This window comes from Ramlibacter humi (genome assembly GCF_004681975.1).
Classification (GTDB): Bacteria; Pseudomonadota; Gammaproteobacteria; order Burkholderiales; family Burkholderiaceae_C; genus Ramlibacter; species Ramlibacter humi.
On sequence record NZ_SMLK01000007.1, the window covers coordinates 12,936 to 37,978 of the forward strand.

The window sequence follows — 25,043 nt, forward strand, 5'->3', positions numbered from 1 at the left end:
TTCACGCGCAGGACCCCTTTGGGCGGCGCGCCGCTTCAGCCGGCTTCGAACGCCTCGCGGATGCGCGACCGCAGGCCACCGTGGCGCACCGCGCGCTCCCGGACGGCCGCGGCCAGCGCGGCCTCGCCCGCCGCCAGCACGACAGCCTGCCGGGCCCGCGTGATGCCGGTGTAGACCAGCTCCCGCGTGGCCACGCGCGCCGCGGCGCGGGGCAGCACCAGCATGACCTGGTCGAACTCCGAGCCTTGGGCCTTGTGCACGGTCATGGCCCACGCGGTTTCGTGCCGCGGCACGCGCGCGGGAGCGACGGGGCGCCAGCCCTGGCCTTCGGGGAACCACACCATCAGCTCACCTCGCGCGTCCGGCAACGCCAGGCCGACGTCGCCGTTGAACAGGCGCAGCGCGTAGTCGTTGACCTGCACCATCACCGGCCGGCCCACGTACCAGTCACCGGGGCCTTCGGAGCCCAGCGTCGCGCGCGCATGCGCGCTGAGTTCGCGGTTGAGCGCCTCCACGCCCTGCGGGCCTTCGCGCACCGCGCACAGCACGCGGAAGCGCGCGAACGCCGCGGACATCGCGGCGACGTCAGTGGCATCGCGCCGCACTTCGTCCAGGTAGGCGGCGAAGCCTTGCAGCGCCAAGGCGAGCGGCGCTGCCTGCGGCTCCCAGCGCACGGCGGGATCGGCGTTCGCGCGCAGCCATACCAACGCGGATTCCGCATCGCCGCGCCGCAGCTCCGTGGCCAGGCGCCCGATGCCCGAATCCTCTGGGAAGCGCCAGTTCTTCGTCAGCAGCGTGACCGGCAAGCGCTCTCGCTCGGCGGAGAGTTCCGCGAAGACCGCCCCGGACTCCACCGCGGCCAGTTGGTCCTGGTCGCCCAGCAGCAGGATGCGCGCGCCCGGCGGCACGGCTTCCAGCACGCGGGTGGCCAGCGCCAGGTCGAGCATCGACGCTTCGTCCACGACGAGCACGTCGATGGGCAAGGGGTTGTCCGCGCCGTGTTCGAAGCCGCGCGAAGGGTTGTGGCGCAGCAGGCGATGCAGCGTGAAAGATTCGGACGGCAGCCGGTCGCGAATGCCCGCCGGCAGATCGCCTGCGCGGCCGCGCAGCGCTTCGGTCATGCGCGCGGCCGCCTTGCCCGTGGGCGCGGCCAGCGCGATGCGCAAATCCGGCGATTGCTCCAGCAGCGCGGCCAGCTCGGACACTATGCGCGTCGTCTTGCCGGTGCCGGGACCGCCGCTGACGATGGCCAGCCGCCCCTCCCGCGCGGCGCGCACGACGCGCACCGCCAATCGCCGCTCGTAGTCGTAGTAGCGCTGCAGGTACAGGCGATCGTCGGCGTCGAGTACCAGCGGCAGAGAGCCTGTGCGGCCCGGCTGGCCGACGACGCGCGATGCGAGCAGGGACTGACGCAGCGGCGCGGCGTCGGGCGCCAGCGAACCCAGCTCGACGCACACGTGTCCCGCGGCCGTCGCGCGGCTCGCCGCCGCGGCCGCTTCACCCGCGGCGCGCGCGTCCGCCTCGTCCGCGCCAAGTTCCAGCGCCCAAGCCCGCACGTGCTCCGCCAGGCCCTCGGCCAGCGCGCCCTGCGGTGTCCAGTCGCCTGTTGTCACGCGGCCTCCTTGCCATCGAGCACCGCGTCCAGCGCGTCCACCAGCGCCTTCGGCGGGCGGTCGTGGAACACGCCCGCGGGCGTGCCGTCTTCCAGCACCCAGCCGGGCCGCACACCGCGCACGAACAGGTACAGCACGCCGCCGAAATGCCGCTCGTAGTCGTAGCCCGCCTTGCGCGCGCGCAACCAGCGGTGCACCGCCACCGTGTACAGCAGGTACTGCAGGTGGTAGCCCGCTTCGCGCATGTGTCGCGCCAGCGGCTCGGGACCGTAGTCGGCGGGCGCCCAGCCCAGGTGCGAAGACTTCCAGTCCAGCACGTGCATGCGGCCTTGGTGCTCGAACACCAGGTCGATGAAGCCGCGCAGGTAGCCGCGCAGCACCGGCTGGCCGATGGCGATGGCCGGATAGCCGTGCTCGCGCAGCACGGCCTGCAGCTTCGAGGCCGAGAGCGACGACGCCGTCAGCGCGAATTCCAGTTCGACCAACCGCCGCCGCACGCCGGACAGCACGATGCCGCCCGGCAGCGGCGTGGCCATGACGTCACGCGCCATGCGGCTGAGCATGGTGGCCGCAACACCAGCGTCCATTGCAGCAGGAGGCCGCGCGCGCACGGCCTCTTCGATGCGCTTCGGCCAGGTGGATGTGTCGCCGAACTCGATGCGCTCGAACACCGCGTGCATGGTCTCGCCCGCGCGCGCGCCGCGCTCGAAATGCAGGATGTCGCCGGGCTCCACGTCGCGTGCGGTGGCCCGCATGGGTGTCGTGTCGTCCGCGCGCGCATCGTGGTCCGCAGCCGGTGCCTCGTCAGTCACGCGCGCGCCTTGCGCCAGGCTGCTGTAGCTGGCCAGCTGCCAGCCCCAGGGGATGCGCGCCGGCGGTGCCAGCGCCTCGATGGATTCGGGCGCCAGGCGAGGCAGCGCCACAGGCGTGCCCGCGGTTTCGGGCAACGGCTCCAGGCGGATCGCCGGCGGATGGTTCGCGGCGAGAGCGGACCATGCGTGCACGATGGCTTGCGGTTCGTGCTTGCGCTGCCGCCATTCCAGCGGCGCCAGGCCAGCGCCCGCGGCCAGCCAGTTCAGCGGATTGCAATGGCTCTCCGACGCCGACTTGTTCATCAGGTACGGCCCCACCACCATGTAGCAGCGGTGCACCGCGCGCGTGAGCGCGACGTACAGCAGCCGAAGGCGCTCGGCCGCGGCTTCCAGGTCCATGCGCGATTTCACCTGCGCGAGTTCCGGGTCTTCCAGTTCGCGGTAGTCGATGACGAAGCGCCCGCCGTCGTCGTGGTACTCGCGGCCCAGCGGCTGGCGCGCGGGCCCGCCCAGCAATCGCCCGTTCCACAGGTACGGGCAGAACACCACCGGGTACTCCAGCCCTTTGGACTTGTGGATGGTGACGATCTGCACCAGGTTGCGGTCGGACTCCAGCCGCACCTGCGCCGATTCGCCGCGGCCTTCGCTTCTCTGGCGGCGCAGCCAGCGCAGCAGCGCCTCGGGACCGGGATGCGCGCCCGCCGCCTCGTGCAGCGCTTCGGACAGATGGCGGAAGTTGGTGAGCCTGCGCTCGCCGTCGCCGCGCGCCAGCATGCGTCCGGCCAGCGATTGCGAAGCCGCCACTTCGCGCAGCATCGGACCCACGCCCTGCTCCACCCACAGCCGCCGCCAGCCGCGGAACAGCTGCGCAAACTCGCTCACACGCACTTCGTCGGCGGTGACGGCTTCGAGGTCCGATGCGTCCAGGCCGAGCAGCTCGGTGGCCAGCGCGGCGCGCAGCAGGCCTTCGCGCGCGGGCTCCAGCACGGCGGCCAGCAGGCGCTCGATCTCTTCCGCATCGGGCGTGCCGAACACGCTGGCCTGCGCCAGTTCCACGCTGCCCACGCCGAGAGCCGCGAGTGCCGCGCGCATCTCGCTGCCTTCGCGGTGGCTGCGCACCAGCACCGCGATGTCGCGTGCCTCGATCGGCCGGCCCTGCAGCGTGGCCTCGCCCGCCTGCCCCGCGGCCAGCAGGCGCGCGATCTCGGCGGCGCTGGCCTGCGTCGCCAGCCGCTGCGCCTCGCCTTTCGTCTTCGGTTCGGCAGCCGGCAGCTGCCACAGGTGCAGCGCCGCGCGTTGCTCGCCGGTGCGGTCTTCGAACACCGGCCGCGGCTTGGCGCCCAGGCGCACCGGCTCGTAGCCCAGGCCATCGAGCATGAAAGCGCGCGGGTTGGCGCCGAACAGCGCGTTCATCGCGTCGATCAGCGGCCCGGTGGAACGCTGGTTCTCCGCCAGCGAATACTGCTCGTCGGTGCCGCGCGCAGCGGCCAGGTAGGTGTGCAGGTCGGCGTTGCGGAAGCTGTAGATCGCCTGCTTGGGGTCGCCCACCAGGAACAGCCGGCCGCGCCCGCCGTACACGCGGTCGAACACGGAGAACTGCAGCGGGTCGGTGTCCTGGAATTCGTCGATCAGCGCCGCCGGAAAGCGTTCGTGCAGCGCTTGCGCGAGCGCATCGCCGCCCTGCGGATCGCGCAGCCGCTGGTCCAGGTTGGCCAGCATGTCGTCGAAGGCGACGAGTCGGCGGCGGCGCTTGCGCTCGCGCAGTTCGGCGGGCACGGTTTCGACGAAGCGCCGCAGCACCTGCAGGCGCCCCAGCGCCAGCGCGGGCTGCAGTGCCTGCCACTCGTCGAGCACTTCCTGCGCCGCATCGAAGAACGCGTGCTGCAGGCAAGACTTCTTCGCCTTGGCTTTCGCGCGGTACGAGCCGGCGGTCAGCAGCTTGAGCTTCTCCAATCCCTTGCCGCCGGACGCGGGCCGGCCCAGCGGGTCGGCCGATGCGAAGACCGTGTCCCATTGCAGCACCGCCTGCTCCAGCGACGCTTCGCTGTAGCTCACGGCGCTGAGGCTTTCCATCGAGCCTGCCACGCAGCGGATCACTTCTCCGCGCTCGGCCAGCCAAAGATCGCGGGCACGGCCGAATGCCGCGGCATACACGGAGGCATCAGGGACCGGCGCGCCGTCCAGGCTTTCGGGCCACAGCACGTGCGCGGTCGGCTTGCCCGAATGCCGCCGCAGCAGCTCGGCCAGGCGAGCGGGGCTGTCGCCCTGCAACGCCATCCACCGCACCACCGCCGCGGGCGTGTTGCCGGACGCGATGTCGCGCCGCCAGAAATCGTTGGCCGCTTCCTGCCGCAGTTCGCTGTCGTCTTCCAGCAGGTCCTGGCGCAGTGGCACAGCCGCCGCCAGCGGTGCGTCGTCCAGCGCACGTTTGGCAAAGCCGTGGATGGTGAAGATGGAAGCTTCGTCGAACTGGCGGATCGCGCTTTCGATGCGCTGCGCGCTGGCTGCGCGCTCTATGCCTCGCTGGTCCAGCGCGCGCAGCAGGTCGTGCGCGAAGGGGTCGCCGCTCTGCGGGCCACGGCCTTGCATCACCTGCAGCACTTCAGCCAGCCGTCCGCGGATGCGCTCTTTCAGTTCCGCCGTCGCCGCGTTGGTGAACGTGACCACCAGCACGTTATCGACGTCCAGGCCTTCTTCCAGCAGCAGGCGCAGGTACAGGCCGCAGATGTTCCAGGTCTTGCCGGTGCCCGCGGAAGCTTCGACCAGGCGCACGCCGGTCAAGGGGACGCGGAAGACGTCGAGCGGCTGCAGGCTCATGCGAGCTGCTCCAGGTCCGACAGCGGAACCTGCCGCGCGGGCAGCTCGCCCAGCACGGCCTGCGCCACGCGCACGAACTCGTCGTCCAGCGGATCCACCACGCCGCGCCACACCAGCGCATTGGCCGGATGCGCGCCTTCGCCGGGAAACGCTTCGCTGCCCTGCCACTTGCGCCGCGCGTCCTGCGGCTTGCCGGTGCGCACCAGCTCCCACGACGACTTGGCGAAGAACGGCAGCGGCTCGCTCAGCCCGCGCGCGTACAGCGCGACCAGTTCGCGCAGCCGCTCGCGCGCCTGCCAGGCTTCCACGCGGTCGTACACCGTGCACGCGCCGCGCGCGACCCACGCGGTGCGCGGTTCCACGCCCGCGGGCTCGGCCGCGCACAGCAGCAGGTGCGGGATCCACGCCGTGAGAACGTCGCCGGCGCGCTCGTCGTCATAGCGCCAGGCCACGCGGCCCGAAGGCCGGAGGTCGGCGAAGGCGCCTTCGATGCGCCAGGTCTCGCCGTCCACTTCCACTTCGGCGGACAGCGATTGCGAAGGCAGCGGCGCCCCTGGCGCCAGCTTGCGCACCGCGGCGGCGAAGCGCGAAAGCGAAGCCAGTTCCACTTGCCGCTCGCTCTCGCCCAAGGCGCCCGCCGGCAGTTCGACGCCCGCGGCTGCCAGCCGCGCAGCGTCTTCCTCGCTGGCGCCGGACAGCAGGTGCGGCAGCAACCGCTGCGCCAGGCGCGAGCGGCCGTCGTAGTCGGGCAGGAAGGGCTCGTCGTCCTGCAGCTCGGGCTCGTCGCGCAGCAATTCCACGCCGAGGCGCCGGCGCAGCAGGTAGCGCGCGGGGTGGCGGAAGAACTCGGCCAGCCGCGCGAGCGGCACTTCGCGCCATTCCGGGCCGGGCGCCGCCAGCGCCTGCGGGAAGAAGCGCCGCGCCGGTTCGGCCACGGCGTCTTCGTCCTCATCGTCGAACGCGGGAGCCGCAGGCGCGATGTCCGCCGGCGCATGGGTCGTCGCCGCACGCAGCGCAGCCGCCAGCTCCGCGTCGAAGCTGCGGCGGCGCGGATCGCCTTCGGGATCGAACGCTTCCGCCGAGAAAGGCTGCAGCGGATGCTCGACCACCAGGCGCTTCTCCGCTTGCCGCAGCGAATCCGCCGAGGAAGGATCGGCAGCGGTTGCCGGCACCAGCACGTCGAGCAGCTCCGACAGCAGCACCGAAGGCGGCAGCACCGAGTTGTCGCGGATGCTGCGGCCGGTGTAGCTGACGTGGAATGCGTCGCGCGCCGACAGCAGCAGGTCCAGCAGCAGGTTGCGCTGGTCGGTGCGGCGCTGGCGGTCGCCCGGCCTCGGCGCCAGCGGCAGCAGGTCGAATTCGGGTGGCCCGTCCGTCGCGGGGAACGCGCCGTCGTTCAGGCCGACGACGCACACCACCCGGAAAGGCAGGTGGCGCAGGCCGCTCATGCCGGTGAAGGTGACGCGGCCGGTGGGCGTGCCGCCGTGGGAGGCGTCGCCGAGTTGCGCTTCCAGCGCGGCGCGCATGACGGAGGCGTGCACTTCGCCCTCGTGCGCCGCGAGCGCGGCGTCGGCGGCCACGGCATCGATGGCCGCGAGCAGTTCCACCAGCTCGTCCGCCTCTTCGCGGCCCACCACCATGAAGTCGGCGGCGGCTTGCCGCAGCAACGCGGCCCAGCGCTCCGCCGGACGTGGCCGCTCCAGCTCGCGCGCCAGTTGCCGCAGCCGCCGCACGTACTGCCAGAAAGCGCCCAGCGCCGCGGCGCCGGAGCCTTCGATGGACGCCATCGGCAGCGTGCCGGCCAGCGGCTGCGCGGCGCCTTCGGGCAAGGCGTGGCCGAGGAACAGGCGCGCCAGGCCATCGGCCAGCGTGTGCGCCGTACCGGGCGGCAGTTGCTGCGCGGCGACGTGCTGCGCGTCCAGGCCCCAGTGGATGCCGGAAGCCAGCATCCACTCGTGCACCTGCTGCACGCCTTCGTCGTCCAGGCCGAAGCGGCGCCGCACCACCGGCTGCTGCAGCAGCGAGAACACCTCGGTGGCGGTGCAGCGCGAAGCGGCCAGTGCCAGCAGTTCGAGGAAAGCCTTGGCCGCCGCATTCACGCCGCTGCGCGCCCGGCCGGTCAGCGCGTAAGGGATGTGGCGCGCGGGCGGCGCGGTGCCGAACACGGCGTCCACCAGCGGCGCGGCCGCTTCCAGGTCGGGCGTGACCACCGCGATGTCGCTGGGCTTCAACGTGGGGTCGGCGGCGAAGCGCGCCAGCAGCTGGTCGTGCAGCACCTCCAGTTCGCGCGTGAGCGAGTGGCACACGTGCACCTCGAGGCTGCGGTCGCCTTCGTCGATCGCCACCGTGCCGGGCTCCAGGTCCTGCAGCTCCAGCATCGAATCCTGCAGCCGGCCCAGCAACGTGTCCTTGCCGGATGCCTGGTAGTCGCTCACCCAGCGCGTGCGGTCGGATTCATCCAGCCGCGCCAACTGGTCCAGCGACGACTGCGACTGCTGGCCCCACGAGGTGAGCAGGCGGTGGCCGACTTCGAAGCCTTCCGCCCGGCCGGCCGCACGCAGCTTGTCCAGCCGCCGCGGATCGACCAGGTCGAACCAGTACTCGGCGGAAGGACTGGGCGAATAGATGTGGATGTCCACGTGCCGCGACAGGGCCTGCAGCGCGCCCAGGTACAGCGGCGGGATGGAAGGCAGCGCGAACAGGTGCACCGTGCGGGGCAGTGCCAGCTCGGAAGCGACGAGCAGGTCCGCACTTTCCAGCTCGCGTGCGATGGCACGCATCGGGTGTTCTTCCCGCAAGCCCAGGCCCACCGCGATGCGGCGCCACGCGTCGGCCTGCCAGCTTTCATGCAGTGCTGCGGTCACTCGCTCGCCGCGCTGCCACGCTTCCAGCCACGCCGGCCGGTACGTCGCGTACTGCTCCAGCACTGGCGCCGCGCGCGCGGCCAGTTCCCAGGCGAACACCGGGTCGTCCTCGCCTGCGGCGAGGTAGGCGTCGAGCACGGGATGCGCGGCGGTGAACGCCGGGTCCTGGAACAGCGCGAACAGCCGCCATGCGAGTGGCCCTGACTGCAGGGGCGATTCGGCGGAAATGCCGGGCTGCACGCGCGCCACCTGCGCCCACAGCCACTGCGCGAGGTAGACGAACGCCACGTTGGCGCAGATGCCGTCGCGCTGCGCGAGTGCGAGCTGCAGGTGGCGCTTGGCGGCCGTGTGCGGCACCACCACCGTCTCGGGCTCGAACACGTCCGTGCGCTCGCCCGCCAGGGCTTGCAGCAGCTGGTCCGTGAGGCGTTCGAGGCGGTTGGAGAAGTGGAGATGCAGCATCGGCGGCAGCTCGACCGCTGCCTATCAATTATGCGGTTGGGCCCGCTCGTACTTACCCCCCGACGACGACGCCGGAACGAGGTACTTGACTCTTCCGTTGCGCCCAGTAACATTCGTAACGCGCACATCAGTGCGTCATCGGGTGTAGCGCCCGATCCGCGTTCTTTGAAAGCTTGCAAATTGAACGAGCGAGTCAAGGTCTCGTAAGAGACGTCCTGACATAGTCAGGGCTAGACCGGGGCGTTAGCCGTGCTCCCCGCGATCCCAGCCGATCAGGCCGCGGCCCGCGGAAGAGCTCATCTAAGGCTTCAGTTGTTGAACGTTGAATCAGGCACCTGGACCGCTAGTTGGTTGTTTGTCGCTCGTTTCCTTGAGGTGTTGAACGCCGGTGAAAGCCGGGGTCTCGGTAGTTGCCGGGATTAACCTTAAGGAGGAATTTATGGCTGCAAGGCCGAAATCCAATTTGCAACGCCGCTGTGTTTTCACAGCTAAAAGGAAACGTTGCTCGCGATGTGGATCGCGTGCTTCGTGGAGTGGAGCCAACTATGCGTCCGAGTGGTTCTTCGCCCTCACAAGGCTTGGGATCATTCTGAAATCTCTGATCGAGTTCCTCGAATAGAGTAGGTGCCTGTTTTCTATGCGTCCAATCTATAGCGCACAACCGATTGGAAGTACTGCGGCGCTGGCGCTGGCGCTTGGGATGTCTGAATCCGCCTTGCTTGCATTGGCGGCTTCAGCCTCTATCCGATACTCCGCTTTCGAGATCCCGAAGAAGAACAGCGATAAGGTTCGGACTGTGTGCGAACCACACCACGAGTTGAAGGTTGCACAGAAGCGCATCAATCGCGCCGTCTTCGAGCATGTGGTCTATCCCGAATACTTGCAAGGTGGTATTGCAGATAGGGACTACGTTCGGAATGCTCGCATTCATGCACATTCAAAGTCACTCATCGCGTTGGATGTACAAAACTTCTATGACAACATCCAAGCTCCCGATGTTCTTAAGATTTTCAAGTTCTTTTGCAAGTTTCCTGAAGACGTAGCAAGAGTTCTCACACAGCTAACCACCCGCGGAGGTCGCGTGCCTCAAGGTGCGTGTACCAGCTCGCATATCGCTAATCTGGTGTTCTTCGCTACTGAGCATCGAGTCGTCAGAGAATTTTTCCAGCAAGGACTTCGGTATTCCCGACTGCTGGACGACATCACTGTATCTTCCGCAAAACAACTTAGCCAGGAACGCACGAGCAAGATCATCCACAAAGTCAAACTGCTGCTGGCGGAAAAGCACCTCCGGCTTAAAACCTCGAAGACGAGAGTCAGCTCGAACAGCAACCCCGAAGTGTTGATGGAGGTGACCGGGCTTTGGCTGAATCGAGGAGCGCCGAGAGCTTTTCGAGCGGAAAGGCACGACATTCGCGCCCGGATGTTCAAGCTTGAGCGAATGCACGAACTGAGCAGTCATGACCTCGACTACCACGCAGAGCACAATCGCATCTCTGGCCGAGTTGCAAAGATCACTTATCTCGGCCACTTCGAAGCAGAGAACTATCGAAGTCGCCTACAGAAGATTTTGCCAACCTACGATGGGACGGAAGTAGCGCGAACTTTGAAGCTCGTGAGACTCTTGTGTGCTACTCCTGCGCATCAGCGTGACAACTTGGCCTATATCGACAAGTACCACCACGTACTTTACCGACTGGGAATCCTGAGTCGAACTCATAGAAGGTTGGCCTCGAAGCAACGCGCGTTGGTTATGAAGTGCGCACCGTCGACATCAAGAGAGGAGCTTCTTTATGGGTGAAAAAGATCAGACTGGGGTGATCAAGGTCTACTATCCTGTGAAGGGATATGGATTCATAAGCCGAACTGCTGGTCGCGACGTCTTTTTCTATAGAACGTCGGCAGAAAAGGAAGAATCCTTAATTGAAGGAAGTACGGTGCGCTTCAACCTTGAGAGCACGCCGAAAGGTCCCAAGGCGATCAACGTTGTTCGCGTCTCTTAGCGCTGAGAAGGATGGCCCGCGCCAATCGCGGAGTGATTTCGGCAGTCCTTAGCCGCACGTCGCCGGGTGGCGATTGACCCGCTGCTTCCGGCCATGAGACTTCAGGCCCAGAGCGCCAGCATCACCACCAGCCAGACCGCGAACAGGCCCGCCAAGCCGCCCCAGAAATACGGGGTGCCGACGAGGCCGAACTCTTCCGGTGTCATGGTGCGTGGGGCGGATTGCTTCACTTCCTGCCGCCATGGTTGGCCCACGCACGGGCCAGGTTCGTAGGACAGCATTGCCGCCGCGAGTGCGCTTCAGCCAACGCCGCGCTGACGCGGCGGCGTCCTACACCGCTTGCCTCTTCCGGGCGCTGGCGCGACCGTTTTCCCCGGCCCATCATCCGCCCCGTGATCCGAGACATCAGCCAGAACGAACGACTCGCCCTCGCCCACCTGCTCCTGACGAGCGGCCGCGAGCCCCACAGCTTCAACGCCACCGTGCAGCCCGATGGGCTGGTGCGCGTGACCGGCCCACGTGGGACGGCTTTCTATCCGCGCAACAGCTGGTTCGCCAGCTTCTCGCGCCACCTGGAGCGGTCGTTCTTCGACCCCGCAGTGCCCGCGCCGGCCGGCCCCCGCCTGGAGCGCCGCACCCCGCTGGCCACCGCCGCCATCCACGGCTGACCGCGCGAGCCGCGCGCCCGGTACGATCCACGGCTGCCAGGGCGCCCGCACGAGGCGCCCGTTTCTTGTGCCGTGACGCCTTCATCCCCGTTTTCCCCGGAGACAACCGCTTGAATCCCGACGCCGCGAAGTTGTGGCGCGCCCCGCCGTGGGCGCTGTCCGTGTTGCTGGCGGTGCTGGGCATGCTGGGGCCGTTCTCCATCGACACCTACATCCCGGCGTTCTCCGGCATCGCCGCCGCCGTGGGCGCATCGCCGGCCGCCATGCAGCAGACGCTGTCGGCCTACCTGTTCGGCTTCGCCTTCATGAACCTGTTCCACGGCGCGCTGTCGGACAGCTTCGGCCGCCGACCGGTGGTGCTGGCGGGCATTGCGGTGTTCACGCTGGCTTCGGCCGGCTGCGCGCTGTCGCAGACGATCGGGCAGCTGGTGTTCTTCCGCGGGCTGCAGGGCCTGTCGACGGGCGCGGGCATCGTGGTGTCGCGCGCGGTGATCCGCGACATGTTCCCGCCCGCGCAGGCGCAGAAGGTGATGAGCCAGGTCACCATCTACTTCGGCGTGGCGCCGGCGGTGGCGCCCATCATCGGCGGCTGGCTGTTCGTGCACGCGGGCTGGCACGCGATCTTCTGGTTCCTGACCGGCGTGGGCGTGGTGCTGTGGGTGTCGAACTGGAAGCTGCTGCCCGAGACGCTGCACGTCACGCATCGCCAGCCGTTCAACGTGAGCAACTTGCTGCGCGGCTACTGGCAGCTGGGCTCGAGCGCGCGCTTCCTGCTGCTGGCGCTGGCCAGCGGCGTGCCATTCAACGGGATGTTCCTCTACGTGCTGTCGGCGCCGGAATTCCTGGGCACGCACCTGCGCCTGGCGCCGCAGGAGTTCTTCTGGTTCTTCCTGCTGACCATCGCGGGGATCATGGGCGGCGCGTGGGCCAGCGGCCGGCTGGCGGGGAAGATCCCGCCCAAGCAGCAGATCCGCTGGGGCTTCACCATCATGCTGCTGGTGTCGCTGGCGAACGTGGCGGCCAACCTGCTGTTCGCGCCCAGCCCGTGGTGGGCGCTGCTGCCGATCGCGATCTTCGGCTTCGGCTGGTCGCTGATGGTGCCGGTGGTGACGCTGCTGGTGCTGGACCTCAACCCCGACCGGCGCGGACTGGCGTCATCGCTGCAGGCGGTGATCGGATCGACCGCGAACGGCGTGGTGGCCGGCGCGGTGGCGCCGCTGGTGATGCACTCGACCGAGGCGCTGGCCGAAGCGTCGCTGGTGATGATGTGCGTGGGGCTGGTGGCCTGGCTGTATGTGCACAAGCGGTGGCCGGAGATCGGGCGGCACGTGGTGCATCACGGGTGATTTCCGTGAGCGCGGTGCGAGCAGCGGTGCGGGCGCGGCGGGTGGCGCCTGGCGCGGCCCCTCAACGGCGTCATTCCCGCGAAGGCAATCCATCGCTTCCACTACGCCGTTGAATGCGGATGCCATGGATTCCCGCCTTCGCGGGAATGACGCCATTGGAACCCGCACACTGTTCCACGCGCCAGGCGGGCACCGCCTGGCGCGCCGCACGGCCTTCGATCCCGTTCAGTTCGCCGGCTTCTACGGCTTCTTCTTCGCGTCGCGCGGCACGAACACCTTGCCGCCGTTGCCCGGCTTGGCCGGGCGGGTGAAGCCTTGTGCCGGCTTCTGCCAAGGCGAAGCTTCACGGCCGCGATCACCACCGCCGAAGCCGTCGCGGCGATCGCCGCCGAAGTCGCCGAAGCCCGCCTTGCGGCCATAACCGCCGCCACCGAAATTGCCGCCACCGTTGCCGCCGTGGCTGCGACGCGGACCATTGCCCGGACGGCCACGCGAAGGACCGCCCGCGCCACGCGGGCCGCCGAACGACGGCCGCTGCGGCGTGCGCTGCTGCGGCTCCAGGCCCGGCACCACTTCCGCGGTGAAGGGCTGCTTGGTGAACGCCTCGATGTCGAAGATCTTGAAGCGATCGCGGTACTCGGCGAAGGTGACGGCCAGGCCGTCGCGGCCCGCGCGGCCGGTGCGGCCGATGCGGTGCGTGTAGTCCTCGCTCTTCATCGGCAGGCCGAAGTTGAAGACGTGCGTGATCGTCGGCACGTCGATGCCGCGCGCGGCCACGTCGGTGGCCACCAGGATCTGCACCTGGCCGTTGCGCAGCGCCATCAGGCGCCGGTTGCGCAGGCCCTGGCTCAGCGCGCCGTGCAGCGCCACGGCCGCGAAGCCGGCCTGCTGCAGGTCTTCGGCCAGCGCGTCGCATTCGATCTGCGTGGACGCGAACACGATGGCCTGGTTGATCGACGGCTCGCGCAGCCAGTGGTCCAGCAGCGCGCGCTTGTGCTGCGGGTGGTCGGCCCAGAACAGCACCTGCTTGATGTTGGCGTGCTTCTCCTGCGGCGTGTCGACCTGGATCCTCTTCGGCTCGCGCATCACGCGCGCGGCCAGTTGCTGGATGCGCGGCGCGAAGGTGGCGCTGAACATCATGGTCTGGTGGCGCTGCGACGTCAGGCGGTTGATCTCGGCCAGGTCGTCGGCGAAGCCCAGGTCCAGCATGCGGTCGGCTTCGTCGACGACCAGGAAGCGAACTTCTTCCAGCTTGATCTGGCCCGAGCGCTGCAGGTCCAGCAGGCGGCCCGGCGTGGCAACGACGAGGTTGGCGTTCTGCAGGCGCGCGATCTGCATCTGGTAGGGCATGCCGCCGATCACGTTCGCGATGCGCAGGCCGCGGGCATGCTTGACCAGGTCGATGGCGTCGTGTGCCACCTGCTGGGCCAGCTCGCGCGTCGGGCTGAGAATCAGCGCGCCGGGCACGGCGGGCTTGAAGTTGCGCGGGTCGGTGGGGTTGCGGCGGGCCTTGCGCTTGGGCGCAGCCTCACCGCGCGCGGCGGCGGCTTCCACTTCGCGCTGGCGCTCGGCACGCTCGCGCTCTTCGGCTTCGCGCTGCAGGCCGATCAGCGTGTGCAACACGGGCAGCAGGAAGGCCGCGGTCTTGCCGCTGCCGGTCTGGCTGGAGACCATCAGGTCGATGAAGGCGGCCGTGCCGTCTTCGCCGGTGGGCAGCGCCGCCGGGATGGCCTGCTCCTGCACCGCGGTGGGCTGGGAGAAGCCGAGGTCTTCCACCGCCGCGATCAGCTCGGGCGCCAGGTTCAGGCGCGTGAAGCCGTTGGGCGGCAGGGCCAGCGTGGTGTCGGGGGTGGCGGGAATCTGGGGCGCAGGCGCGCCGTCAACGTCGAACAGGTCGGACATGAAGCTCTCATGCGGCGCGCCACGGAGGGACGCGCCGTCGTCAAAGGTTGGAAGAACATGCAACCTTCAACGACTTTCCGGCGGGGTGCCGGTGGCCCCTTTCGCGGGGCCGGTGCATGAGGGTCGGATGCGAGGTCGCGGGAGACGGTGTCCGCCGCGCGAACACGTATTGTCCCACAGTCCGGGTTTTCCCGGTGGGCAGGCGGCCCTAATCCCCCAGGCGCAGGAAGTTTTCGCGGTAGTGCGCCAGTTCGTCGATGGACTCGTGCACGTCGGCCAGCGCCGTGTGGGCCTGCTGCTTCTTGAAGGCGGAATACGCCGCGGGCTTCCAGCGCCGCGCCAGTTCCTTGAGCGTGCTGACGTCCAGGTTGCGGTAGTGGAAGAAGGCTTCCAGCTTCGGCATGTACTTCACCAGGAAGCGCCGGTCCTGGCCGATGGTGTTGCCGCAAAGGGGCGACAGGCCCTTGCCCACGTACTTCGACAGGAAGGCGATCAGCGCCTCTTCCGCCTGGGCTTCGTCCACGTCGGACGCGCGCACGCGGTCGGTGAGGCCGCTCTTGCCATGCGTTCCCTTGTTCCACGAGTCCATCTTGTCGAGCTGCCCGTCGGTCTGGTGGATGGCGAACACGGGGCCTTCCACGCGCGGCTGCAGGTCGGGGCCGGTGACGATGACGGCGATCTCGATGATGCGGTCCACCTCGGGGTTCAGGCCCGTCATCTCGCAGTCGAGCCAGACCAGGTTGAGGTCGTTCTTCTCCAGCACGGGCGTCGTGCCGGCAGCGGGGGTTTCGGTCATCCGGCGATTCTCCCCCATGGCCTAAACTCGTTGGATGCCCGCAGCCCTCACCTGGACCCTGGCCTTCGCCGTCGCGTTGCTGGCCGGCCTGGCCGTCAAGTTCTGGCTCGCGACGCGCCAGGTGCGGCACGTCGCCCGCCACCGCGAGCAGGTGCCCGCCGATTTCGCTTCCACCGTCACGCTGTCCGCGCACCAGAAGGCGGCCGACTACACGGTGGCCAAGTCGCGCGTCGGCCTGCTGGAAACCGCCTGGGGGACGGCCGTGCTGCTGGGCTGGACGCTGCTGGGCGGCCTGAACGCGCTCAACCAGTTGCTGCTGGGCTGGCTGGGCCCCGGCATGGTCCAGCAGCTGGCGCTGCTGGCGTCCTTCGCCGTCATCGGCGGCCTGATCGACCTGCCGTTCAGCCTCTACAACACCTTCGTCGTCGAAGAGCGCTTCGGCTTCAACAAGATGACGCCCGGCCTGTGGCTGGCCGACCTGGCCAAGGGCACGGTGCTGGGCGCGGCCATCGGCCTGCCCATCGCCTGGCTCATCCTGTGGCTGATGGGCGCGGCCGGTCCGCTGTGGTGGCTATGGGCGTGGGGCGCGTGGATGGTGTTCAACCTGCTGCTGCTGGTGCTGTACCCCACGGTCATCGCGCCGCTGTTCAACAAGTTCCGCCCGCTGGAAGACGAGGCGCTGAAGGCGCGCGTCACCGAGCTGATGCGCCGCTGCGGCTTCGCGGCCAAGGGGCTGTTCGTCATGGACGGCAGCCGCCGCAGCGCGCACGCCAACGCGTACTTCACCGGCTTCGGGGCCGCCAAGCGCGTGGTGTTCTTCGACACGCTGCTCGCCAAGCTGTCCCCGGGCGAGGTGGACGCGGTGCTGGCGCACGAGCTCGGCCACTTCCGCCACAGGCACATCGTCAAGCGCATCGTGGGCCTGTTCGCCTTCAGCCTGGCGGGCTTCGCGCTGCTGGGCGCGCTGTCGCGCGAGCCCTGGTTCTACTCCGGGCTGGGCGTGGCGCCCAACATGGTGGGGCCGAACGACGCGCTGGCGCTGCTGCTGTTCATGCTGGCGGTGCCGGTGTTCAGCTACTTCGTCTCGCCGCTGATGGCGCAGATGTCGCGCCGCCACGAGTTCCAGGCCGACGCCTTCGCCGTCGCGCAGACCGGCCGCGAAGACCTGCGCACCGCGCTGCTGAAGCTGTACGAGGACAACGCGTCCACGCTGACGCCGGACCCGGTGTACGTGAAGTTCTACTACTCGCACCCGCCCGCTTCCGAGCGGCTGGCGAGGATGGCCGCGGCGGGAGGCGCCGCGTGACGTCGATGCTGAAGGTGCAGGATTGGTCGAAGGAGAAGCGCCGCGCGCTGACCCCGACCGAGGTCGTCGCGCGTCTTTCCACCCTGGCTGGATGGCAGCTGTCGGGCGACGGCGCCGACGTGGCCATCGAGAAGACCTTCCGCTTCGCCAACTACCACGAGACCATCGCGTTCGTGAACGCGGTGGCCTTCGTCGCGCACCGGCGTGACCACCACCCCGACCTGTCGGTCCACTACAACCGCTGCGTGGTGCGGTACCGCACGCACGACGTGCAGGGCCTGTCCACCACCGATTTCGAATGCGCGGCCCAGGTCGACGCGCTGCTGGCGTGACGGGCGGTGACCTTGGCTGACGAGGCGCTGGCGCCCGGCCTGGTGGTGGCCAGCTTCGGCCGCCACCTGCTGGTGGAATCGCCCGACGGCCAGCGGCGCATCTGCCACCCGCGCGGCAAGAAGTCGCAAGCCGTGGTGGGCGACCGCGTCGCGTGGCGCCCGTCGCACGACGAAGGCACGATCGAGAAGGTGGAGCCGCGGCGCAACCTGTTCTACCGCCAGGACGAGATCCGCACCAAGATGTTCGCGGCCAACCTCGACCAGGTGCTGGTGTTCATCGCGGCCGAGCCCGAGTTCTCCGAGCACCAGCTGGCGCGCGCGCTGATCGCGGCCGAAGCCGAGCGCATCCCGGCACTGATCGCGCTGAACAAGAGCGACCTGGTGGAGCCTTTCGAGCGCGCCTGGGGCCGCCTGCACCCGTACCAGCAGATGGGCTACGGCGTGCTGCCGCTGTCGCTGCGGCTGTCGAAAGACGTGGACCGCGCGCACCTGCTGTCGCACCTGCAAGGCAAGACGACCCTGGTGCTGGGGCCTTCGGGCGCGGGCAAGAGCACGCTGATCAACCTGCTGGCGCCCGGCGCCGCGGCCCAGACCGGCGAGATATCACGCGCGCTGAACTCGGGCAAGCACACGACGACCAGCACCACCTGGTACTGGGTGGACGAGGCGCGCACCACGGGCCTCATCGATTCACCCGGCTTCCAGGAATTCGGCCTGCACCACCTGGAACCCACGCAGCTGGCGCCGCTGATGCGCGACCTGAAGCCGCACATCGGGCAATGCCGCTTCTACAACTGCACGCACCGCCACGAGCCGGGCTGCGCGGTCATCGGGGCGGTGGCGCACGCAGAGAAGCAGGGCGAACACCGGATCACCACCAACCGGTACAAGATCTACTGCGACCTGTTCGACGAGCTGAGCGAGCCGCCAAGGTGGTGACGCGCTGGATTCCCGCCTTCGCGGAATGACGGATCCGGGGACGGGTGATCTTCAGCCGAGCAGGCGCGCCAGCGTCAGCAGCGCCAGCAGCACCATCCACAGCACCACCGTGCGCCACACCAGGCCCACGACGCTGCGCAGGTGGGCGGGCTCGGCATCGCGGCCGGGCGTGCTTTCGCTGCCCGCGGTGGACGAAGGGCCGATGGACGCGGCGCTGAAGCCTTGCGAGGCTTCGGGCGCGTAAGCCGAGCGCAGCGCCTCGCCGCCCAGGCGCACGTTCACCGCGCCCGAGGTGGCGGCCAGCACCACGCCGTCGTTGTCGTCCGGGAAGCGTTGCGAGTGGTTGCGCCAGCAGTCGATGGCTTCCTCGAAACTGCCCACCACCGCGAACGACAGCGCGGTGATGCGCGCGGGCACCCAGTCGATGGCCGCCCAGGCGCGCTGCGACACCGACTGCAGCGCTTCGCTGGCCGGCTGCTGCGCCTGCGACACGCTGCGGTAGCGCCAGTAGCGCTGCACGAACTCGCTCATGCGGTACAGCACCGCGCCTGCCGGCCCGAAGCCGAAAGCGGCCAGCACGGAGAACCAGGCCAGCACGCCGAACACGTGGCGGTGCGCGGCCAGCACCGAATACTCGATGACGTGGCGCACGATCTCGCGCCGCGGCAGCTCGGCCGCGTCGACCTGCTGCCATTGCGCCAGCAGCTCGCGCGCGCGGTCCTCGTCGCCGGCATCCAGCGCGTCGCGGATGGCGGTGAAGTGGTGGCTGAACTGGCGGAAGCCGAGCGTGACGTACAGCACCGCCACGTTCCACACGATGGCGGCGGGCCAGCCCACCAGCAGCATCAGCGCCCAGTGGATGCCCAGCGCCATCAGCGCGGGGAACACCGTGGCCACGCCCCAGGCGATCCAGCCGTGCTGCGCCCTGCCCGCGTCGAAATTGCGGCTGGCCCAGCGCGCCCAGCCGCGCAAGGCGGCGTGGATGGTGTTGTGCCGGCCCAATGGCCGCACCTGTTCGATCAGCAGCGCGAACAGGATGGCGAAGAAGGACATGCGGGAATCATACGGGGCGACCAGCCCCACGGATCAGGCGACCAGGAAGCGGTAGAAGTTCCGCAGCATCGCCGCCGTGGCGCCCCACACGAAGCGCTCGGTCGTGCCGTCCATGTACGGCATGGAGAACCACTCGCGCTTCTGCCCCATCACGTCGAACACGTGGCGGTGGTGGTGCGCGGGGTTCATCAGGAACTTCAGCGGTACCTCGAAGGCGTCGGCCACTTCGTGCTCGTTCAGTGTCAGCGGCGCGGCCGGGTCCACCAGCGCCACCACCGGCGTGACGATGAACAGCGTGCCGGTGGTGTACGTGGGCATCTGGCCCAGCACCTCGACGAACTTCGCGTCGAGTCCGATCTCTTCCTCCGCTTCGCGCAGCGCCGTGTGCGCCGCGTCGCGGTCGGTCTCATCGCGCTTGCCGCCGGGGAAAGCCACCTGGCCCGAATGCGTGGACAGGTGCGTGGTGCGCTCGGTCAGCAGGATGGCCGGATGCTCGCGCATGACGATGGGCACCAGCACCGAAGCGTGCGCGGGCTGGCGGTCGGTGAAGCGCTTCTCGGCCCAGATTTCCGGTTCCCACGCGGGCGGGTGGCGGAATCGGGCGCGAAGGGCGTCGGGCGCCAGCGACGCGTCCGGCACCGCGGGCAGGTGCGTATCGATGCCGGCCACGGGCACGGCCCGCGGGTCGAAGCTGGGCAGCTTGGACAGCGGGATGAAATCCTTGGGGGCGGACGGGGCGGGATCGATTGGCATGCGTTTGAAATGAAAAACCGCCGCGAGCCTGGAAGGCCGGCGGCGGCTTGCGCGCGGACGCGAGGGGTTACTCGGCGGCCGCTGCGGTGGTCTTGCCGTGGGCCAGCTTTTCCTTGATGCGGGCCGACTTGCCGCTGCGCTGGCGCAGGTAGTACAGCTTGGCGCGGCGCACGTCGCCGCGGCGCTTGACTTCGATGCCGGCGATCAGCGGGCTGTAGGTCTGGAACGTGCGCTCCACGCCTTCGCCGCTGGAAATCTTGCGCACCGTGAAGCCGCTGTTCAGGCCGCGGTTGCGCTTGGCGATGACGACGCCTTCGTAGGCCTGCACGCGCTTGCGGTTGCCTTCGACGACGTTGACGCTGACGATCACCGTGTCGCCGGGGGCGAATTCGGGGATCTTCTTGCCCAGGCGGGCGATTTCCTCTTGCTCGAGGGTCTGGATCAGGTTCATGGTTTCCTCGTTGATCTTGCCCGCGCTGCGCTAAAGGTCCGTCGATCGCGAAGGATCAGTGGACGGCCGGGTAGAGGATCGGCGAACCCAGGATTATAGCCCGGCGAGGAAACGCTCGTCCTCGCGGGTCAGCCGGCCGGCTTTACGGGCGGCTTCGATGAGGTCGGGCCGCAGCTTCGCGGTCGCTTCCAGCCGCCTCTCCCGCCGCCACTTCTCGATGTTGGCGTGATGCCCGGACAGCAGTTCCGCCGGCACCTGGCGGCCCTGCCATTCCTCCGGCCGGGTGTAGTGCGGGCAATCCAGCAAGCCGTCGATGGCGGGGTTGAAGCTGTCGGCTTCGTGGCTGCCGGCTTCGTTCAGCACGCCCGGCTGCAGGCGCGCCACGGCATCCAGCAGCGCCATGGCCGCGATCTCCCCCCCGGACAGCACGAAGTCGCCCAGGCTGAGCTGCACGTCCACGTGGCTGTCGATGAACCGCTGGTCGATACCTTCGTAGCGGCCGCACAGCAGGATGGCGCCCTCGCCGGCCGACCAGCTTTCGACTTCCGCGTGGTCCAGCCGGCGGCCGGTCGGCGAGAACAGCACCACGGGGGCCGATCCGCCCCGGTCCGCCTTGACGGCCGCCACGGTGCGCGCCAACGGCTCGGCCAGCATCACCATGCCGGGCCCGCCGCCGAACGGGCGGTCGTCCACCCGGCGGTAGTTGCCTTCGGCCTGGTCGCGCGGGTTCCACAGGCGCACGTCCACCTGCTTCGATTCGTACGCGCGCCGCGTGACGCCGCTTTCGAGGAAGGCCCCGAACAGCTCGGGGAACAGCGTCAGGACGTCGAAACGCATCGCGCGGCCTTCAGTAGTCCGGCTGCCAGTCGACGGTGATGCGCTTGCCGGGCAGGTCGACGTCATCCACGTACGCGGACACGAAGGGGATCATGCGTTCGGCCGGCTTGCCTTCGTGCTCGTAGCCCACCACCAGCACGGTCTGGGGGCCGGTGGCCATCAGGTCACGCACTTCGCCCAAGGCCACGCCTTCGCGGTTGACCACCTGCAGGCCGATCAGGTCGACCCAGTAGTACTCGTCGTCGCCCGCGGTGGGGAAGCTGGAACGCGGCACGAAGATGCGCGAACCCTTGAGCAGCTCGGCCGCGTTGCGGTCGTCGATGTCCTGCGCGGTGGCGACGATGCTGTCGGAGTGCTCCTTGGCTTCGCGCACGCGCAGCAGCACCGTGCCCGAGAAAGGCGGCTTGGCCGCCTTCTCGGACGGCTGCAGGAACCAGCGCTTGGAAGAAAAAAGCGCTTCCGGGGAAGCGCTGTGGGGCAGGACCTTGAACCAGCCCTTGATGCCCCAGGCATCGTGGATGCGCCCCACTTCGATCGCGTCGGCCGGCAATTCAGCCGGCTCCAGCTGCGGGAGCATCACGCGAGCGAAGGCCTCAGGCCGCGGGAGCGGCGGCCGGGGCCTTCTTGGCGGCTTGCTTGAGCAGGCGCTCGACCGTCGGGGAAGCGACGGCGCCGACGCCGCGCCAGTAGGTCAGGCGGTTCTGGGCGACGCGGATGCTTTCCTCGTTGTCCTTGGCGATCGGGTTGTAGAAACCCAGGCGCTCGATGAAGCGGCCGTCGCGGCGGGTGCGCTTGTCGGCAACGACGATGTTGAAGAACGGACGGGCCTTGGCGCCGCCGCGGGAGAGTCGAATGACGACCATGATTTATCCTTCGGGTGGAAATCCGGGCGGCACCACTTGCCGCCACAGGTTCTTCCGGCGTTTGAGACACGCGACACGGCCACCCGGCCGGCGACACGCTGGAAAGCCCATGATTATAGCCCCCCATCCCCGATGAGCCTGATCCGCCCCAGCACCGAAGCCGACCTGCCCGCCATCACGGCCATCTATGGCCACCATGTCCTGAACGGCACCGGCACCTTCGAAACCACCCCGCCCACTGAGCAGGACATGGCCGGCCGCCGCGCCGACGTGCTGGCCAAGGGCCTGCCCTGGCTGGTGGCCGAAGAAGGCGGCCGCGTGCTGGGCTACGCCTATTGCCAGTGGTTCAAGCCGCGGCCGGCCTACCGGTTCTCGGCCGAAGACTCGATCTACCTGCACCCCGACGCCGCCGGCAAGGGCCTGGGCAAGCAACTGCTCACCGAACTGGTGAAGCAGGCCGAAGCCTTGGGCCTGCGCAAGCTCATCGCGGTGATCGGCGACTCGAACAACGCCGGCTCCGTCGGCGTGCACCGCTCGCTGGGCTTCACGCAAGTGGGCGTCATCGCCAACTGCGGCTGGAAGTTCGATCGCTGGCTGGACATCGTGCTGATGGAACGCGTGATCGGCGCGGGCAGCGGCACGGCGCCGACGGCATGAAAAGCAAGACCCTCGCGGCCTGGCTGGCCTTCGTGGCCGGCCCATTCGGCGCGCACCGCTTCTACCTGCGCGGCTGGGGCGACTGGCTGGGCTGGCTGCTGCCGGTGCCCACGCTGGCGGGTGCGTACGGCGTGCTGCGCATGTGGTCGCTGGGACAGGACGACGCCATCAGCTGGGTGCTGACGCCCATCCTGGGCTTCACCTTCGCGGGTTGCTGCCTCACGGCCATCGTCTACGGGCTGATGAAGCCGGAAGACTGGAACCGCCGCTTCAACCCGGGCGCCGCCCCCGATGCCCCCGCCGGCCGCACCAGCTGGACGACCATCTGGGCCGTGGTGCTGGCGCTGATGGTTGGCGCGGCGGTGCTGATGACCAGCATCGCCATCAGCTTCCAGGGCTACTTCGAGAAGCAGGTGGAAGAAGGGCGGGAGATTTCGCAATAACCGTCACCCCCTGAGGCGGGAATCCATGACGTCCGCATTCAACGGCCGTAGTGGAAGCGATGGATTCCCGCCTCCGCGGGAATGACGCCGTTAAGGGGCCGCGCGGTGCAGGTGGAATGCCTTCTTCGAACCCGCGCGCTGGTCCCAGCGCGGCGGGTGGCGCCTGGCGCGGCCGATTTCGGAAGCGCCGCCGAATCGGCCGGGCCCGGGACAGCGTGCTGCGCGTCAGCGCGGCATGCGACTGTCCTCTAGCTCCGGTGAGTGTTTGAGTGGCGAGCGCAGCTCGCAACGAGTTGCGCCGGCCGTCCCGGGCCCGGCCGATTCGGCGGGAAGCCTGTGTGAGCCGAAGGCGAAGCACGGCCGCTGGAGCATGAGGCCGCGACAGGCGCCACCCGCCGCGCCCGCAACCGCCGCGCCCGCACCGGCCGTAACCGCGCCCGGCTCAGAACAGCTGCAAGCTCACCCAATACCCCACCGCCGCCATGAAAGCGCTGGCGGGGATGGTGAAGATCCAGGCCCACACGATGTTGCCGGCGACGCCCCAGCGCACGGCGCTCGCGCGCTGCGTGGAACCCACGCCGACGATGGCGCCCGTGATGGTGTGCGTGGTCGACACCGGGATGCCCAGCGCGGTGGCCAGGAACAGCGTGATCGCGCCGCCGGTCTCGGCGCAGAAGCCACCCACGGGCTTCAGCTTCGTGATCTTCTGCCCCATCGTCTTCACGATGCGCCAGCCGCCGAACATGGTGCCCAGGCCGATGGCCAGGTAACAGGCGCCGATCACCCAGCCGGGCGGCGACTTGTCGCCGGCGGCCACGTGCCCGGTGGCCACCAGCAACAGCCAGATGATGCCGATGGTCTTCTGCGCGTCGTTGCCGCCGTGGCCCAGGCTGTACGCGCCGGCCGACACCAGCTGCAGGCGGCGGAACCAGCGATCGATCCTCGACGGCGTGGCGCGGCGGAAGATGTGCGCCACCGCCACCATCATCAAAGAGCCGAAAAGGAAGCCCAGCAGCGGCGAGACGAAGATGAAGATCACCGTCTTCCAGATGCCGCCCGCGATGAGCGAGCCCGCGCCGGCCTTGGCGATGACCGCGCCCACGATGCCGCCGATCAGCGCATGCGACGAGCTGCTGGGGATGCCGTAGTACCAGGTGATCAGGTTCCACGCGATGGCGCCCGCGAGCGCGCCGAACACGATGTGCGTGTCCACGATGCCCGGCTCGACGATGCCCTTGCCGATGGTGGCCGCCACGCTCAGGTGGAAGATCAGGATGGCGACGACGTTGAAGAACGCCGCGAACACCACCGCCTGCGTCGGGCGCAGAACGCCGGTGGACACGACGGTGGCGATGGAATTCGCCGCGTCGTGGAACCCGTTCATGAAGTCGAACGCCAGGGCCACGGCCACCAGCAGGATCACCACCCACAGGGCGGCTTGCGAGGCTTCCATGGTCGGGGAGCTAGGAGTTCTCGAGAACGATGCCTTCGATCACGTTGGCCACGTCCTCGCACTTGTCGGTGATGGTTTCCAGCAGCTCGTAGATCGCGCGCAGCTTGATCACTTCGCGCACGTCCGGCTCCTCGCGGAACAGCCGGCTCATGGCCGAGCGCATGACGCGGTCGGCGTCGGACTCCAGCCGGTCGATCTCCTCGCAGGTCTTCAGCGCCGCTTCCGCCGTGGCCGCGTCGGCCAGGCCGCGGATCATGCCGACGGCGGCCTTCATGCGCTCCACGCACTTCACCGACAGGTCGGTCAGCCGCGTGATCTCCTCGTTGACCTTGCGCACGTCGTACAGCGACAGCGTCTCGGCCGAGTCCTGCAGCAGGTCGGCCACGTCGTCCATGGTGTTGATCAGCTTGTGGATCTGGTCGCGGTCGATCGGCGTGATGAAGGTCTTGTGGATCAGCCGGTTGACGTCGTGCGTCACGCGGTCGGCGGCGCGCTCGGCGTTGTCCACCTCGCGCGTGTACTGCTCGCGCAGTTCCACGTTGTCGTAGTTCGCCACCAGCCTGGAGAAGGCGTGCGCCGCCTCCACGATGCGCGTGGCGTGCTGGTCGAACATCTCGTAGAAGTCGCCCTCGCGGGGCAGCAGCTTGCCGAAGAGCATCGCGTTGTCGTGACT

General features: G+C 68.8%; 23 protein-coding genes. 9 read left to right on the forward strand and 14 right to left on the reverse strand.

Features of this window, described 5'->3' with window-relative positions; translation table 11 throughout:
• Positions 1–35: 35 nt before the first annotated feature.
• Genes recD through recC form a run of 3 tightly spaced genes read right to left on the reverse strand, consistent with a single transcriptional unit; the run spans position 36 to position 8,568 of the window.
• Positions 36–1,613 (reverse strand): exodeoxyribonuclease V subunit alpha, encoded by a 1,578-nt coding sequence (gene recD, locus EZ216_RS17730; protein WP_239024430.1) that lies wholly within the window; start codon positions 1,611–1,613, stop codon positions 36–38.
• Positions 1,610–5,242: an exodeoxyribonuclease V subunit beta gene (recB, locus tag EZ216_RS17735; RefSeq protein ID WP_135251125.1), complete on the reverse strand. Its 3,633-nt coding sequence runs from the start codon at positions 5,240–5,242 to the stop codon at positions 1,610–1,612. Before recB ends, recD begins: the two co-directional genes overlap by 4 nt.
• Entirely contained in the window at positions 5,239–8,568 is a 3,330-nt protein-coding gene (gene recC, locus EZ216_RS17740; protein WP_135251126.1) for an exodeoxyribonuclease V subunit gamma, read from the reverse strand. The genes recB and recC overlap by 4 nt, the downstream gene beginning before the upstream one ends.
• Positions 8,569–9,268: 700 nt before the next feature.
• On the opposite strand from recC, the gene EZ216_RS17745 reads away from it, so the two are divergent.
• Together EZ216_RS17745 and EZ216_RS17750 are read left to right on the forward strand one after the other, a co-directional pair.
• Positions 9,269–10,369 carry a reverse transcriptase family protein gene (locus tag EZ216_RS17745; protein ID WP_167772951.1) on the forward strand — a complete coding sequence of 367 codons (1,101 nt, stop codon included), beginning with the start codon at positions 9,269–9,271 and terminating at the stop codon, positions 10,367–10,369.
• On the forward strand, positions 10,362–10,571 hold the full coding sequence (locus tag EZ216_RS17750; protein WP_135251128.1) for a retron Se72 family effector protein: 210 nt from the start codon (positions 10,362–10,364) through the stop codon (positions 10,569–10,571). Before EZ216_RS17745 ends, EZ216_RS17750 begins: the two co-directional genes overlap by 8 nt.
• Before the next feature lie 101 nt (positions 10,572–10,672).
• On the opposite strand, the gene EZ216_RS22010 is transcribed toward EZ216_RS17750, so the two are convergent.
• Positions 10,673–10,801, reverse strand: coding sequence for a hypothetical protein (locus tag EZ216_RS22010; RefSeq protein WP_275405158.1), 129 nt, complete (start codon positions 10,799–10,801; stop codon positions 10,673–10,675).
• Between the two features lie 162 nt (positions 10,802–10,963).
• Between EZ216_RS22010 and EZ216_RS17755 the strand changes: the two genes are divergently transcribed.
• Positions 10,964–11,239, forward strand: a complete 276-nt coding sequence (locus EZ216_RS17755) for a hypothetical protein (protein ID WP_135251129.1) — start codon at positions 10,964–10,966, stop codon at positions 11,237–11,239.
• A gap of 110 nt (positions 11,240–11,349) precedes the next feature.
• Complete coding sequence (locus EZ216_RS17760) at positions 11,350–12,585, forward strand: multidrug effflux MFS transporter (protein WP_135251130.1); 1,236 nt, start codon at positions 11,350–11,352, stop codon at positions 12,583–12,585.
• A 240-nt stretch (positions 12,586–12,825) separates the two neighbouring features.
• Here the strand turns inward: EZ216_RS17760 and EZ216_RS17765 are convergent, their stop codons facing one another.
• The gene (locus EZ216_RS17765) at positions 12,826–14,487 is read right to left on the reverse strand and encodes a DEAD/DEAH box helicase (protein WP_135251131.1); all 1,662 of its coding nucleotides are present in this window, start codon (positions 14,485–14,487) and stop codon (positions 12,826–12,828) included.
• A 208-nt stretch (positions 14,488–14,695) separates the two neighbouring features.
• On the reverse strand, positions 14,696–15,283 hold the full coding sequence (gene orn, locus EZ216_RS17770; RefSeq protein WP_135251132.1) for an oligoribonuclease: 588 nt from the start codon (positions 15,281–15,283) through the stop codon (positions 14,696–14,698).
• Positions 15,284–15,317: 34 nt separating this feature from the next.
• Between orn and EZ216_RS17775 the strand changes: the two genes are divergently transcribed.
• The 3 genes from EZ216_RS17775 to rsgA are packed head-to-tail and all read left to right on the forward strand — an operon-like array spanning position 15,318 to position 17,860.
• A complete protein-coding gene (locus EZ216_RS17775; protein ID WP_135251133.1) occupies positions 15,318–16,589 on the forward strand; it encodes a M48 family metallopeptidase in 1,272 nt (423 codons plus the stop codon).
• A 5-nt stretch (positions 16,590–16,594) separates the two neighbouring features.
• Positions 16,595–16,921, forward strand: a complete 327-nt coding sequence (locus EZ216_RS17780; RefSeq protein WP_135251301.1) for a 4a-hydroxytetrahydrobiopterin dehydratase — start codon at positions 16,595–16,597, stop codon at positions 16,919–16,921.
• 6 nt (positions 16,922–16,927) lie between these two features.
• Complete coding sequence (gene rsgA / locus EZ216_RS17785; protein ID WP_439126742.1) at positions 16,928–17,860, forward strand: ribosome small subunit-dependent GTPase A; 933 nt, start codon at positions 16,928–16,930, stop codon at positions 17,858–17,860.
• 51 nt (positions 17,861–17,911) lie between these two features.
• Here the strand turns inward: rsgA and EZ216_RS17790 are convergent, their stop codons facing one another.
• From EZ216_RS17790 to rpsP, 6 genes are all read right to left on the reverse strand, one after another.
• Positions 17,912–18,913 carry a CobD/CbiB family protein gene (locus EZ216_RS17790; protein WP_135251134.1) on the reverse strand — a complete coding sequence of 334 codons (1,002 nt, stop codon included), beginning with the start codon at positions 18,911–18,913 and terminating at the stop codon, positions 17,912–17,914.
• 33 nt (positions 18,914–18,946) lie between these two features.
• Positions 18,947–19,666 (reverse strand): CoA pyrophosphatase, encoded by a 720-nt coding sequence (locus EZ216_RS17795; protein WP_135251135.1) that lies wholly within the window; start codon positions 19,664–19,666, stop codon positions 18,947–18,949.
• 67 nt (positions 19,667–19,733) lie between these two features.
• Positions 19,734–20,117, reverse strand: a complete 384-nt coding sequence (rplS, locus tag EZ216_RS17800) for a 50S ribosomal protein L19 (RefSeq protein ID WP_135251136.1) — start codon at positions 20,115–20,117, stop codon at positions 19,734–19,736.
• A gap of 93 nt (positions 20,118–20,210) precedes the next feature.
• Positions 20,211–20,954 carry a tRNA (guanosine(37)-N1)-methyltransferase TrmD gene (gene trmD, locus EZ216_RS17805; RefSeq protein ID WP_135251137.1) on the reverse strand — a complete coding sequence of 248 codons (744 nt, stop codon included), beginning with the start codon at positions 20,952–20,954 and terminating at the stop codon, positions 20,211–20,213.
• 10 nt (positions 20,955–20,964) lie between these two features.
• Positions 20,965–21,531 (reverse strand): ribosome maturation factor RimM, encoded by a 567-nt coding sequence (gene rimM / locus EZ216_RS17810; protein WP_135251138.1) that lies wholly within the window; start codon positions 21,529–21,531, stop codon positions 20,965–20,967.
• A 16-nt stretch (positions 21,532–21,547) separates the two neighbouring features.
• Positions 21,548–21,817, reverse strand: a complete 270-nt coding sequence (gene rpsP / locus EZ216_RS17815; RefSeq protein WP_135251139.1) for a 30S ribosomal protein S16 — start codon at positions 21,815–21,817, stop codon at positions 21,548–21,550.
• 132 nt (positions 21,818–21,949) lie between these two features.
• Here rpsP and EZ216_RS17820 point away from each other — a divergent pair, with 132 nt between their 5' ends.
• Entirely contained in the window at positions 21,950–22,474 is a 525-nt protein-coding gene (locus EZ216_RS17820; RefSeq protein ID WP_135251140.1) for a GNAT family N-acetyltransferase, read from the forward strand.
• Positions 22,471–22,917: an NINE protein gene (locus tag EZ216_RS17825; protein WP_135251141.1), complete on the forward strand. Its 447-nt coding sequence runs from the start codon at positions 22,471–22,473 to the stop codon at positions 22,915–22,917. Before EZ216_RS17820 ends, EZ216_RS17825 begins: the two co-directional genes overlap by 4 nt.
• Positions 22,918–23,359: 442 nt before the next feature.
• On the opposite strand, the gene EZ216_RS17830 is transcribed toward EZ216_RS17825, so the two are convergent.
• A complete protein-coding gene (locus EZ216_RS17830; protein ID WP_135251142.1) occupies positions 23,360–24,370 on the reverse strand; it encodes an inorganic phosphate transporter in 1,011 nt (336 codons plus the stop codon).
• Between the two features lie 10 nt (positions 24,371–24,380).
• Complete coding sequence (locus EZ216_RS17835) at positions 24,381–25,028, reverse strand: DUF47 domain-containing protein (protein ID WP_135251143.1); 648 nt, start codon at positions 25,026–25,028, stop codon at positions 24,381–24,383.
• Positions 25,029–25,043: the final 15 nt, after the last annotated feature.